Origin of the sequence: Granulicella sp. S156 (assembly GCF_009766105.1) — a bacterium.
In the GTDB taxonomy this organism is placed as follows: Bacteria; Acidobacteriota; Terriglobia; order Terriglobales; family Acidobacteriaceae; genus Granulicella.
Genome location: NZ_LMUH01000022.1, coordinates 177,653 through 191,161, shown reverse-complemented (window position 1 = coordinate 191,161; position 13,509 = coordinate 177,653). Strand labels below are relative to the sequence as shown.

Below are 13,509 nucleotides of genomic sequence, written 5' to 3'. Positions count from 1 at the left end.
GAGACTGCTGCGGCGCTTCGCCAAAAGACTCCGCAGCAGCTCAACCTTGAATGAAGACTAAAATGGTCGGCTTTCCTAAAGCCAACATATATCAGCGAAAGGGATCAATCAAGGGGTAATCGGCAGAATCTGGGGATCGAACGGGGAATCGGCTTGGGCGGCAGATTTATGTCATTCGCACCCGATCCTACAAACACGACACCCCCATGATTTTCATGGGGGTGTCTTTGGCCATAGAACATCGAATCGCTACACAGCCACCTGCTCGAACTTCTCTGCGGCTGCAAGCTGAACGCATAGGGCGACAGCTTTAGCAGCCTCTTGGACCTCAGCCAGGTTAGGGAACGAGGGGGCTATGCGAATCGTGCGGTCTTCAGGATCCTTGCCATAAGGGTGTGTAGCTCCTGCAGGAGTCAGGACAACACCGGCGTCTTTAGCCAAGGCCACAACCCGCTTCGCACATCCTGCGGGAACCTCCAGGCTGATAAAGTACCCGCCTTTGGGCGTGGTCCAACTGACATCGGAGAGCCCCGATAACTCCGTCGCAAAGATCTCCAGAACAGCTTCGAACTTCGGTGCGAGTAGTTGCCGATGCTTCTCCATCAACGCAGTAATGCCTTCCTGGTTCTTTAGGAAGCGAACATGGCGCAGCTGATTAATCTTGTCAGGTCCAATCGTCCGTGGCGTCAAACGCGTGAGCAGCCATTGCACATTGGGCTTTGACGCAGCGACGGCAGCAAGGCCGGCGCCAGCAAAGGTGATCTTGGACGTGGAAGCGAACACGAAAGCCCGATTCGCATGACCATGCGCGGCGCTCCTCTCCAGGAGGTTTGCGATCGAGACCTGCTCTTCGGTGAGGTGATGCACCGCGTAGGCGTTATCCCAGAAGATGCGGAAATCGTTAGCGGCAGTTTTCATCGCCGCGAGGCGTTCCACGACGGAATCGGAATAGACGGTGCCCGTCGGATTGCTGTACTTCGGGACGCACCACATGCCTTTGATAGAGGCATCCGCAGCGACGAGTCTTTCCACTTCATCCATATCCGGCCCATCTTCCAGGAGACGGACAGGAATCATGCGGATACCGTAGTCTTCGCAGATTTTGAAGTGCCGATCATATCCAGGCACCGGGCAGAGGAACGCGATATCGCCCTGTTTCGACCAGGGTTCAGAGCTATCGCAGGTTCCTTTGAGCAGTGCGAAGACCAGGATGTCATGCATCAAGGAGAGGCTGGCATTATTTGCCAGGACGATCTGCTCGGCTGGAGCCTCCAGGACGCTCGATAACAGACGACGTGCCTCAACCAGTCCCTGTAGCCCGCCGTAGTTGCGAGTGTCGGTGGCATTTTCGGCCACGAAATCTGTCGCACCAGGAAGGCTCAAAAGCTCGGTGCTGAGATCGAGTTGCTGCGGGGATGGCTTTCCTCGCGTTAGATCTAATGTGAGTCCGCGCTCTTGAAGAGCGCTGTAGTTTGCCTGAAGCTGCTTCAAAGACATACCTATCTCCTGTAATAAGGTGCTGCTGATTAAATACATCGAACTCAATGTTCGAAGAAGTGGGATATTGTTCGCAGCGCGGGTTCCATGATTTCTTGATGGCATTTCAGTGTAGGTAAAGGGGGTGGTTCGTCCTTCTCTTTACCAGCTGCCGCGTTCGCCGAAGATATCAATCACGTGGCCAAGTCGCTCGGAGCCTTTCAGCCAGTTGTACTGCAAGCCTGCCTCAACCTCATCCGCATCGCCTTCGATAAGCCCGTGGATGATCTTTTTGTGCTCATCTACGGAGGTGTGAAGAGCATTGATGATGGAACTTGCATATAAGCGCCAATATCGCTCGGCCTGCGGTTCGATAGCATTGTGCAGTGTGGATAGCCGGGCACCCGCACCAGCATTGACGATCATGCGGTGAAAGGTCCGATCCAACTCGAAGATCTCTCCGGAATGACCACCGCGCCCATCGGCTATCTTAAGCAACCGGTCGTTGACCTCATTAAGCTTCTTGACCAATTCCAGCCGATCACTCTTTGGCATTCCCGCTGCACCACGCCCAGCAATGCCTTCCAGATGACCGATGATTCGATACAGTTCGTTGGCGTCCTCTTTGGTGAGGGGGGCTACGATCATGCGGGACTTGCTGACATTACGATGTTCCAGGACGTAACCTTCGCGCTGCAGCCAATGGACGGCAGCGCGAACCGGCGTGCGACTCAGGTTAAGTCGCTCTGCCAAATCGGCTTCTACGATCCAGGTGCCGGGAGACATCTTTCCATGCACGATGAGTTCGCGTATCTCCTGGAAAGCAGTCAGCAGGCTGGTCCCATGTTCCGGCTTTTCGCGTTTCTTGCCGGGCACCAAGGGTTGCAGCCGACTCTTTATGGGAGCAGCTTGTTTCAAGCTAGAGACTTTTCTTTTCAATCTTTCCTACCCGTCACCACTTTATCGCAAACAAAGTATTCCGAGAAAAAGCTGGCCTTGAAATATCCAAAATAGTCTACAATTTGGATCATGACAGAGAGTGAAACCAATAAGAAACGTGTTCAGGTGATTGACTCACACACCGCCGGAGAGCCGACGCGCGTCGTCATCGCGGGCGGTCCCGAGCTGGGCATTGGCGATTTGCAGAGCCGCCTGGCGCTGTTACGCACAGCGCATGATGGCTTCCGTAAGGGGGTAGTTTTCGAGCCGCGCGGATCTGAAGTGGTGGTTGGCGCTTTGTTGTGCGAGCCGGTTAATCCTGCATCGGCGGCTGGTGTCATCTTCTTCAACGATGTCGGCTATCTGGGAATGTGCGGGCACGGAACGATTGGCTTGGTGACGACGCTGGCGCACCTCGGCCGTATTGCCCCAGGGAAACACTCCATTGAGACGCCCGTCGGCACGGTGCAGACGGAGCTGCATTCTGATGGCACTGTCTCCGTGCGGAATGTCCCGAGCTATCGCTATCGTCAGAACGTCTCCGTGGAGGTCCCGGGCTATGGTCAATTTGCCGGAGACGTCGCATGGGGTGGCAACTGGTTTTTCCTGGTAGCGGAGCATAGCTATGATCTAAGGCTCGCCGAGCGTACTGTTCTGATTGCCGTGACGACAGCCCTTCGAACCGCATTGGCAGAGAACGGCATCACGGGGGAAGGCGGAGCGGTCATCGATCACATCGAGCTCTTTTCCGCGGCAGAGAACCAGGGGAACTCGAGCCGCAATTTCGTCCTTTGTCCAGGTGCGTCGTTCGACCGCTCTCCATGCGGAACCGGCACGAGCGCGAAGATGGCCTGCCTGCATGCAGATGGCAAGCTCGACGAAGGGGCCTCATGGCGACAGGAGGGGATCCTCGGAACTGTCTTCGTGGGTTCGGTCATGGCGCAGGGTGACGGTGTTCTTCCTGTCATTAGCGGGCGCGCGTGGGTTACGGCCGAATCGACTCTTTTGTTTGATGCAACGGATCCTTTTCGTGAGGGGATTCCTTTCTGATGCGTGGTTTTGATGTCCTCATTCTCGGAGCTGGCATCGTTGGTTGTGCCTGCGCGCTGGAGTGTGTGCGGGCCGGGTTGCGGGTAGGCATCGTCGAGCGCGATGTGCCCGGCGGCGCTACGACTGCTGCCGGCATGGGGCACATTGTCGTGATGGATGACTCGCCTGCTCAGCTTGCCTTGACCCGGTATTCGCGGTCGCTGTGGCAGGAGCTGCTGCCGCATCTGCCAGTAGGAGTCGAGTACGAGCGGCGCGGCACGGTGTGGGTGGCGGCAGATGACGAAGAGATGGGTGAGGTTCATGCGAAGCGCAAGACCTATGCTCTGGCTGGAGTGGAGTCGGAGGTGCTTGATGCGCGCGCGCTTGCAGCAGCGGAGCCGAATCTGCGAGCAGGGCTTGCGGGCGGCTTGCTTGTGCTGGACGATGCTGTGATCTATCCGCCGACAGCTGCTGCGTTCTTTCTGCACGAGGCTGTCCGTGGCGGAGCGGTGTTATTGCGGGGACAGGGCGCAGACCACATCGGCAAAGGGATTGTCACACTGAGAGACGGAACTACCTATGCGGCGGATCGTATTGTCGTCGCAACGGGAGCGGATATTGCGCTGCTCCCCTCGTTGCCCATCCAGAAGAGGAAGGGGCATCTACTCATCACTGACCGGTACCCCGGGTTTCTCCATCATCAACTGGTGGAGTTGGGATATCTGAAGAGCGCGCATCAGATATCGTCGGACTCCGTTGCGTTCAATATCCAGCCGCGGCTTACAGGCCAGTTGCTTATCGGGTCGTCGCGGCAGTATGGAAATGAAAATCCGGGAATCGACCAGAGAATACTCCGCTCGATGCTGGAGCGCGCACGCAGCTATATGCCGGCACTTGCCGGGATCTCCGGTATCCGCGCGTGGACAGGCTTTCGCGCCGCTACACCGGACAAGTTACCACTGATAGGTCCGACAGATGATCCCACGATATTTCTTGCGATGGGTTTCGAGGGGCTTGGAATTACGAATGCGCCAGGAGCCGCAAGGCTGTTGGTCGATGGCCTCCTGGGCCGTGTCCCAGGGATCGACGCTACGCCGTTCCTGCCGTCGCGTATTGCGCTGATGGAGACGAAGCATGCCTGAGCGTTCGACGATAACGATTCACGTGAATGGTCACACTGTGGTGGTGCCTGCAGGTTCTGTAGTGAGTGCGGCGTTGCTTGCTGTGGGGGAACCTTGTCGAATGTCGGTCTCCGGTGAGCCGCGCACCGCGTTCTGCGGCATGGGAATCTGCTTCGAGTGCCGTGCAGTTATAGATGGTGTTGCGCACCAGCGCACCTGTCAGATGCTATGCCACGAGGGTATGAGCGTGGAGACACAGCGATGATGCGAAGGACGGATGTGCTCGTTATCGGAGCAGGGCCTGCAGGCATCGCCGCAGCGACTGCGGCTGCTAAGAATGGCTGCAGCACGATTGTGCTGGATGACAATGTAGCGGCAGGCGGACAGATCTGGCGAGGCGGCATCGACTCCGCACGAACTAAAGAAGACCCCGCAAAGACAAAGGCCATCGCAGCGCTTCGTTCTTCCGGGGCTGAGATTCTCGCAGGCAGGCAGGTCGTCGATCAGCCGGCGCCGGGTGTCTTGCGAGCTGTGATCACTATGGCGGACGGAACCAGGGCGGAGAGTTTTGCGTGGGATCGTCTGATCCTGGCCACTGGCGCGCGGGAGCGGTTCTTGCCGTTTCCGGGATGGACCTTGCCCGGAGTGTTTGGTGCCGGAGGGCTGCAGGCCCTGGTGAAGGGCGGCTTCTACGTGGAGGGCAAGCGTGTCGTCGTCGCAGGTAGCGGACCCCTTCTTCTAGCGGTGGCAGCGCATCTACAGGAGTATGGGGCGAAGGTTGTTGCCATTGCGGAACAGGCACCGCTTCGACAGTTGCTGCCGTTCGCTGCCTCTCTCCTAGGGTCAAGTTTAGGGAAGCTGCTACAAGGCGCGCGCTACCGTGCTTCACTTGCGCGCACTCCCTATCGCATGGGTTGCTGGCCGGTCGCGGTTGAGGGGGAAGAGTCGGTGCGTGGGGTTCGGCTGACGAACGGCAGGCGTGTATGGAGTGAGCCGTGCGATCTGCTGGCCTGCGGTTTTCATCTTGTTCCCAATACGGAGCTCGCCGAATTGCTTGGCTGCAAATTGAGAGGCGACTTTGTTGAGGTGAATGTGCGACAACAGACCTCGGTCGCGAATGTTTTTTGCGCGGGAGAGCCGACTGGAATTGCGGGGCTTGAGGCTGCTCTGATCCAGGGTGAGATTGCAGGTCTGAGCGCTGCCGGCGCGGCGCGGGAGGCGTCTGAGTTGTATGGCCGCCGTAGCAGGGAACAGGCCTTCGCACGCAGGCTGGAGGCGGCGTTTCGACTGCGTCCAGAGCTGCGCTCTCTTGCTGTACCCGACACTATCGTCTGCCGTTGCGAAGATGTGCCGTTCTCGCAGCTGCAAGAGCACATATCCTGGACGGACGCTAAATTGCAGACACGCTGCGGCATGGGCCCTTGCCAGGGACGCATCTGCGGCTCCGCTGTGCAGACACTCTTCAACTGGCGCGCGACCTCGGTGCGTCCGCCCCTCTTTCCCGTTCCCCTTGAAGTCTTCGACAGCGAAGAGATTTCTATTTCACCTGAAACGATAGTCCATTAGGAGATGTTATGAAGTGGTTTGGAGTAATGCCCGCAATGACGACACCGTTCGACAGCAAGCTTGCTGTCGATCATGCTTTTCTATCGCAGCACGCAACTTGGCTGCTGGAGAACGGATGCACCGGCCTGGTGATGCTGGGCTCTCTCGGTGAGGGGGCGACGCTGGAGCACACGGAGAAGATCGAGGTGTTGAAGACGGCTGTGCGTGCTTCCGCAAAGAAAAAGACGCCTGTGGTTGCGGCGATCTCATCGCTCTCGACCGCGAACGCGGTGAAGCTGGCGAAGGAGGCGGAAGATGTTGGCTGTGAAGGCCTGATGGTCCTGCCGCCCTACGTTTATACCTCGGACTGGCGAGAGATGAAGCAGCATGTCGCGACGATCATAACTGCAACCAAGCTCCCCTGCATGCTCTATAACAACCCGGTGGCGTATAAGACAGACTTTCTGCCCGAGCAGATTGCGGAGCTTGCTGCTGAACACGCCAATCTGGCGGCGGTGAAGGAGTCCAGTGCCGATGTTCGGCGCGTTGCTGGCATTCGCGAGATTCTGGGAGACCGGCTCGAGATCTTTGTGGGCGTGGACGATGTGCTCGTTGAGGCCGTGAACATTGGCGCAAGAGGATGGGTTGCTGGCCTCGTCAACGCCTTCCCGGCGGAGTCGGTTGAGCTCTTCAACCTGACGCTCGCGGGTAAGCGTGAGGAGGCATTCGAGCTGTACCGTTGGTTCCTGCCTCTACTTCGCATGGATACGGTGCCCAAGTTTGTGCAGCTCATCAAGTGGGTGCAGGGTGAGACTGGAACCGGTTCGGCCACAGTGCGCGCTCCGCGCCTGGAGCTTCATGGTGCTGAACTGACAGCCGCGCAGAAGGCGTTGAGCATCGCGCTGGCAAATCGTCCTGCGGTTAAGTCCACAACCTTTCCCGCTCTCAAGGAAGCCTAAGCGATGAGCAACCCTACTCCAGCCAAGCATGAGCTCGTCGGACGTTCGTTGATTGCAGGCCAGGTTGCCGCAGAGGGCAGCTCGAAGTTTTACGGCTATCATCCCGGCGATGGCCGCGAGTTGCAACCTGCGTTTTTCTCGGCGACTGGCAACGAGGTAGATCAAGCTGTCGCAGCAGCGTCGGAAGCATTTGTTGCTTTGGCCGCGGCCTCTGGCAAAGAACGCGGGCTTCTCCTGCGGAGCATCGCAGACGGCATCGACGCTGCTGCGGCGGAGTTGATTGAACGAGCACACCTGGAGACAGCGTTGCCGCTACCTCGCCTTACGGGTGAGGTAGCGCGCACCAGTGGGCAGTTGCGCCTCTTTGCCAGTGTGGTGGAAGAGGGTTCCTGGGTGATGGCCCGGATCGATACGGCAGATGCGACACGCACACCGCCAAAACCCGATGTCCGGTCGATGCTGCGTCCGCTGGGGCCGGTTGCTGTCTTCGGTGCAAGCAATTTTCCGCTGGCGTTTTCTGTGGCAGGTGGCGATACAGCGTCCGCGCTGGCTGCCGGCAATCCGGTGATTGTCAAGGCGCATCCCGCACATCCGGGTACAAGTGAAATCGTTGGCCGCATTATTACGGAAGCGGTGCAGGCGAGCGGTCTTCCCGCAGGATACTTCTCTCTGTTGTTCGATAGCGGATACGAAGTCGGTGCGGCTCTCGTGCAGCATCCGGGCATTCGTGCTGTGGGTTTCACCGGTTCGTTTCGGGGCGGACGTTCTTTGATGGATCTTGCGGCGAAGCGTCATGATCCGATCCCGGTCTATGCGGAGATGGGCAGTACGAATCCTGTCTTTATATTGCCGGGTGCCCTCGCAGAGCGTGGTGAAGAACTAGCAACGGGATTGCATGCCTCGTTCACGCTGGGCGGAGGACAGTTCTGCACGAAACCCGGCATCGTGTTTGCGCTGGCGTCGCACAGCAAAGCTTTCGTGGAACGGCTGCGAAGCGTGACGCAGAGTGGACCGTCGTTCTCTCTGCTTACCTCTGGGATCGCTTCTGCTTATGAAAAGGCTCAGGTCCAGCGTGGGCAGCAACGAACGGCGGCAGGCGCAGCGGCGGGAGAGGGATTCTCCGCACAGACGGTGTTGTTGGAGACAACGGGCAGTGAGTTTCTTGCTGATCCGGCTTCGGCTGAAGAGATCTTCGGTCCGACTATGCTTTTGGTGAATTACAGCGGCGAAGATGAGATGTTACAGGCTGTGCGGGGGCTGGAGGGGCATCTCACAGCCACGATTCTTGGCACCGAGCAGGACCTTCGAGAGCACAGCGAGCTATTGCGAGTACTTGAGACGAAGGTCGGTCGGGTTATCTTCAACGGCTTTCCGACTGGGGTAGAGGTGTGCCACGCGATGGTGCATGGAGGCCCGTATCCGGCGACGTCGGATGGTCGATCGACCTCTGTGGGCAGCCAGGCCATCTTCCGTTTCGTGCGTCCGGTGGCCTACCAGGGACTACCGCAGTCGGCTCTTGAGCCGGCATTGCAGGATGACAACCCTCTCGGCATTGTGCGTTTGTGGAACGGTGTATGGAGTGGGCATCAGTAAGTGTGGCAAAACGTGGGAGGGTTGGTGCTCTGGCAATGCTTGTGCGAATATCGCCCAATAAATATGGACGCAAGAAAGGAAGTGGGCGTTTGAATCATCGTTGGATCGCGGAGCGTTGTCTGCTATTGGGAGCGCTGCTGACCGTTGCTCTTCCGGCGCGGGTGTCTCTCGCGCAAGCCGCTACACAGAAGCAGCCGTCCAGCAATGCGGCGCAGCTTGACGCTTTTTTCGCCGCGGACTGGGAGTATGAACTCGAACACCATCCCGAGACGGCGACGTATGTCGGAGATACGCGGTTCAACGATCGTTTGAGCGACTACTCCGCCGCGGAGGAGACACGTGAGGCGGCCCATGCCGAGCAGCAGTTGAAGCTGCTGGATAAGATTCCTGCAAGTGATCTCGATGAGCAGCACATGATCAGTCGCGAGATGATGCAGCGCGAGCTTGAGGCGTCGCTCGAGAGCTATCGGCTGAAGGAGTGGGAGATGCCGGTCAGCCAGATGAACGGCGTGCATCTGGATCTCGCTGCGATGTATTCGCAGATGCCCTTTCGCAGTGCTCAGGACTATCGAAACTACATTGCACGATTGCGGCAGGTACCGCGTGTCTTCGATCAGGAGATGTCCGTGATGCGGCAGGGCATGCAGGATCATCTGATGGAGCCGCGCTACCTTTTGGAGAAGGTTGCGGTCCAGTCGCAGGATATCGCTTCGACTGCTCCTGAGAAGAGTCCCTTTGCGCTGCCGCTCGAGCACTTTCCCTCTGCGGTAAGCGCTGCGGAGCAGCAGACGTTGCGTGCTGATTTGCTGGCGGCCATCGCGCAGAGCGTGCTACCGGCCTATGCGCTCTTCGCAACGTTTGTGCACGATACGTATGCACCGGCCGGACGTACCGAGCCTGGCATCTGGGCGCTGCCGAATGGGGAAGCGTTATATCGCAATGCCATTCGCGAGCACGTACAGACGACCATGGATGCCAATGCGATCTTTGACGAGGGCATGCGCGAGGTCCACGCGATTGAGGCGCAGATGCTGGCGCTCGCGAAGACACAGGGATATAGCGACCTGCCCAGCTTTCATAAGCACATTCAATCTGACCCGAAGCTGCGGGCAACCTCTGCGGATCAACTGTTGGGGCTGTATCAGCACTATGAAGACCAGTCGCGTTCCAAGCTGGCGGAGGTTGTGCCTGTTCCTCCAGTACTGCCGCTGGAGGTCGTGCCGATGGATAGCTTCCGCGCGCCGAATGCGGTGCCTGCGGACTATTCTCCGGGTTCTATCGCGAGCGGCCGCCCCGGCAGGGTGAATGTCAATCTTTATAACCCCAGCGATCGATTGCTGCTGAATGTCGAGGCCATCGCGTACCACGAGGGACTTCCCGGACATCATTTGCAGTTTTCCTTCGCGGACGGGCTCAAAGAGCTGCCGCAGTTCCGGCGTTTTGCCTCATACGACGCTTACTCCGAGGGGTGGGCCTTGTATGCGGAGCTGCTCGGCAAAGAGCTGGGTTTTTACCAGGACCCGTATAGCGAATATGGACGGCTGCAGAACGAGATGTGGCGGGCGATTCGTCTGGTTGTCGACACCGGCGTACACGAGAAGCATTGGACACGGCAGCAGATGGTCGACTTCTTCAAGCAGCATACGGCAATGGACGATCAGAACATCCAGACTGAGGTGGATCGTTATATCTCGTGGCCGGGGCAGGCGTTGAGCTATCGGCTGGGTCAGCAGAAGATTCTCGAACTGCGTGAACGCGCGCGAGTGCGGTTGGGAGAACGCTTCGACGTTCGGCAGTTTCATGCTCGTGTGTTGTCACTGGGGCCTGTGCCGTTGGATGTGCTGGATGCGAGCGTGACGCGCTGGATCGATGAGGAGTCGAAGGTCGGGAAGTAGGGGAAGAGGCCAACGTGAATGCGAGTCCAGAAGGGGCTATATATCCTAGCCGCTGTCTTTGCGGAGGGGAACGTAGGCCGCCCGAGGCTGGCGATTCCACCTTCCTTTTCGAATTTTGAAGGAGCAGATGAAACTTTTGGAGCGTCGCCCGGTCTAGGGGGCTGTAGCAATCTGAGGTGACGCGATGAAGGTCCTGGTCCTGTTGGCAATGTTGTGGAGCGGTGTGGCGGCGGCTCAGGCGACGTTTGCTGCGGCGACGATCCGTCCGAGAGCAGCACAGGTGCAGTTTGAGAGTGATGGTGAGACAAAGCTGTGGCCGGGGACCCTGATGATGCGAGATGTGACGATCGCCACGTGCATCAAGTGGGCCTATGGCGTACAAAGGGCGCAGGTGGTAGGCCCGGACTTGCTGACGTCGGAGCGGTGGGACATTACGGCTAAGTCCGATGGCGTTGTGAGCAAGGACGCGATGAAGGAGATGATGCGGTCGCTGCTGGCAGAGCGGTTTGGGCTGGCGTTTCACAAGGAGAAGCGCGAACTGAAGTCGTATGCGCTGGAGGTGGCGAAGAGCGGACCGAAGTTGATCCCGGCCAAGGAAGGGGAGGAGTCGTTTCACCAGAACTCGGCGACAGGGACCGTGGCGCGGGCGTTGACGATGCAGGAGTTTGCAGATTTTCTGGGGGACGTGCAGGAGAGGCCGATAGTGGATAAGACTGGGCTGGCGGGGCGGTGGGATTTTGCGTTCGAATTCACGAAGTACCTGTCGGAGCAGCCAAAGGGGATTGATGATTACCTGCTGGTACTGAATGAGACTCTGCAGGGAGAGATTGGGCTGAAGCTGGTGCGGGAGAAAGATATGGTGGATGTGATGGTCGTGGACAAGGTCGATAAGGCGAGTGCGAATTAGATAGGTGAACCTTCCTTCCCGGTGCTCTGGGGTGAGATCCGTAGCAAATTCGACATAGAGGCGGATAGCTCCTCAGCGTGTTCAGCCAGACGGTCCGCGTCTCGGCTTTTCCAGACTGAGTGACAGAGCCCTAGATTTGACAGGCGCGAGTGGCTGAATAGAGATCGCAGTCTTTGGATATCCGTAAAGTAGTCCTTTCGGCAACTTCAAAACTGCGGCAAGAGCCTTGACTCAGTAGGTTCCGGGAGAGCGTACGGCAATCATCCTGATCCATTACTTACTGTTCCAGTGGCGGCGTAAGAAAAAACGGGAGAAAGCAGGTTCCTTGGCTGCGCCTCGGAATGACAACCAGAAAGGCAACGGCAACCGCAAAGGCAACTGCTCCTAAACACCATTGCGGAAACGGCTCTAAGTTGTCAGGGCTTCGAGGATCGTCTTCTCAGGAAGAAGTACACGGGTATGCCGCTCGCAATGATCAGCAGGCCTGGCCAAGTGGTTGCGGTTCTGTAGCAGAACAAGACTGAAAGCACGATGGCTGCGCCGACGATGTACAGCGCAGGAAGCCAGGGGTAGCCCCAGGCACGGTAGGGACGAGGTACATCCGGGCGGGTGCGGCGCAGACGAAAGAGAGCGGCGACAGTGAGGATGTAGAAGAGAAGCGCTGCCGAGATCACATAGTCCAGCAGATTGCTGTAAAGATTTCCATACTGGCCGGTTGCGGCGTCGTAGGTGCGGGGAAGCACCAGGAAGAGCGACCACAGGCACTGCAGCGCCAGCGCCCAACCGGGGACGCGCGCTTTGTTGAGTTGTCCTGCGCGACGGAAGAACAGGCCATCCTGCGCCATCGCATAACAGGCGCGTCCTCCTGCAAGGGTGAGACCGTTCACGGTGCCGAAGGTGGACACCATGATCAACAGACCCATGGCCAGCTTGCCGAAGGAGGGGAGGATGGTGTCGACGGCCAGGGTCGCGACACGATCGCCAGGCGCTGTCTGGATAGCATGCAGCGGCAGTACCGCGAGATAGCAGAGATTGCAGAGTAGATAAAGCGTAATGACCAGCGAGGTTCCAAGGCCAAGCGCGAGGGGAAGATTGCGCTTGGGGTTGCGCACCTCGCCGGCGACGAAGGTGATGTCGTGCCACGAGTCGGCAGAGAAGAGCGAGCCGGTCTGCGAGACGCACAACGCAACGAACATGCCGAAGGAGGTCACTGCGCTCACGCCGCCGATCCCGACAACATCGTGCGGATGCCAGGCCCCGGTGAAGTTGGCGTGAAAGATGTTGGGATGGAGGAAGAACGCAAGGGCTCCGAGGGCAAGCAGTGCGACCATGCCGGTCAGCTTGGCAACGGTGAAGATGTTCTGGATCAGTTTGCCCCACTGCACGCCGTAGCTGTTGACAATTGCAGTAAGCAGGATGATGCCGAGCGCGACGGCCTGCGCGGTTGAGAGTGAGAGCGCGTAGCCAGGCAGTATGCGAACGGGAGCGATCAGGTAGTGACTCTCGTTGACGATTGGAAACGCCACTCCACTAAAGCGCGCGAAGGCGATCGCGACCGCTGCGATGGTTCCGGTCTGAATGACGGTAAGTAGCGTCCAGCCATACAGAAATCCGAGCAGTGGGGAGAAGGCCTCGCAAAGGTAGGTGTACATGCCACCCGCTTGCGGCATCATGGCGGCGAGCTCTCCGTAACTGAGCGCCGCCGACAAGGTGAGAACACCGGTGATGACCCAGGCGGCCAGCAGCCATCCGGAAGAGCCGACCTGCCGCGAGATCTCCGCACTGACGATGAAGATGCCGGAGCCAACCATGATTCCGGCGACGATCATGATGGAGTCGAACAGACCGAGCGCCTTGCGGAACTCGGCCGGGTGCTCGATGGAATCTACGGATGCGGTTACCTCTGGTCTTGTCTCCATCGCTATGCCCCAACCGTTACCGCCGCTGCAGAGAGCGGCGGCAGTTCTGCGACGAGAGAAGTGGTCTTCAGAAAACGTCTACGGCTTTGTTTCGTAGCGTGCAATCCATTCTCCTGAGTTTGGCGT

11 protein-coding genes are annotated in these 13,509 nt (G+C 58.4%); 8 read left to right on the top strand and 3 right to left on the bottom strand.

What is annotated here, in order from left to right; all coding sequences use genetic code 11:
* Positions 1–249 precede the first annotated feature (249 nt).
* Entirely contained in the window at positions 250–1,497 is a 1,248-nt protein-coding gene (locus GSQ91_RS16500) for an aminotransferase class I/II-fold pyridoxal phosphate-dependent enzyme (protein ID WP_216845291.1), read from the bottom strand.
* A 141-nt stretch (positions 1,498–1,638) separates the two neighbouring features.
* Complete coding sequence (locus GSQ91_RS16495) at positions 1,639–2,394, bottom strand: GntR family transcriptional regulator (protein ID WP_254064645.1); 756 nt, start codon at positions 2,392–2,394, stop codon at positions 1,639–1,641.
* A gap of 111 nt (positions 2,395–2,505) precedes the next feature.
* Here GSQ91_RS16495 and GSQ91_RS16490 point away from each other — a divergent pair, with 111 nt between their 5' ends.
* The 8 genes from GSQ91_RS16490 to GSQ91_RS16455 all read left to right on the top strand — a co-directional run bounded on the left by GSQ91_RS16490 (position 2,506) and on the right by GSQ91_RS16455 (position 11,464).
* A complete protein-coding gene (locus GSQ91_RS16490) occupies positions 2,506–3,465 on the top strand; it encodes a proline racemase family protein (RefSeq protein WP_158822858.1) in 960 nt (319 codons plus the stop codon).
* Positions 3,465–4,586 carry an FAD-binding oxidoreductase gene (locus GSQ91_RS16485; RefSeq protein ID WP_158822857.1) on the top strand — a complete coding sequence of 374 codons (1,122 nt, stop codon included), beginning with the start codon at positions 3,465–3,467 and terminating at the stop codon, positions 4,584–4,586. The genes GSQ91_RS16490 and GSQ91_RS16485 overlap by 1 nt, the downstream gene beginning before the upstream one ends.
* Positions 4,579–4,830: a (2Fe-2S)-binding protein gene (locus GSQ91_RS16480; RefSeq protein WP_158822856.1), complete on the top strand. Its 252-nt coding sequence runs from the start codon at positions 4,579–4,581 to the stop codon at positions 4,828–4,830. Before GSQ91_RS16485 ends, GSQ91_RS16480 begins: the two co-directional genes overlap by 8 nt.
* Positions 4,827–6,131, top strand: a complete 1,305-nt coding sequence (locus GSQ91_RS16475) for an FAD/NAD(P)-binding oxidoreductase (RefSeq protein WP_254064643.1) — start codon at positions 4,827–4,829, stop codon at positions 6,129–6,131. Before GSQ91_RS16480 ends, GSQ91_RS16475 begins: the two co-directional genes overlap by 4 nt.
* Before the next feature lie 8 nt (positions 6,132–6,139).
* Positions 6,140–7,069 carry a dihydrodipicolinate synthase family protein gene (locus GSQ91_RS16470; protein WP_158822855.1) on the top strand — a complete coding sequence of 310 codons (930 nt, stop codon included), beginning with the start codon at positions 6,140–6,142 and terminating at the stop codon, positions 7,067–7,069.
* Between the two features lie 3 nt (positions 7,070–7,072).
* Positions 7,073–8,662 (top strand): aldehyde dehydrogenase (NADP(+)), encoded by a 1,590-nt coding sequence (locus tag GSQ91_RS16465; RefSeq protein ID WP_158822854.1) that lies wholly within the window; start codon positions 7,073–7,075, stop codon positions 8,660–8,662.
* Positions 8,663–8,751: 89 nt separating this feature from the next.
* Entirely contained in the window at positions 8,752–10,557 is a 1,806-nt protein-coding gene (locus GSQ91_RS16460; protein WP_254064641.1) for a DUF885 family protein, read from the top strand.
* Between the two features lie 184 nt (positions 10,558–10,741).
* Positions 10,742–11,464, top strand: coding sequence for a TIGR03435 family protein (locus tag GSQ91_RS16455; protein ID WP_158822852.1), 723 nt, complete (start codon positions 10,742–10,744; stop codon positions 11,462–11,464).
* 416 nt (positions 11,465–11,880) lie between these two features.
* Here GSQ91_RS16455 and GSQ91_RS16450 read toward each other — a convergent pair whose 3' ends face one another.
* The gene (locus tag GSQ91_RS16450) at positions 11,881–13,383 is read right to left on the bottom strand and encodes an APC family permease (protein WP_158822851.1); all 1,503 of its coding nucleotides are present in this window, start codon (positions 13,381–13,383) and stop codon (positions 11,881–11,883) included.
* Positions 13,384–13,509 lie beyond the last annotated feature (126 nt).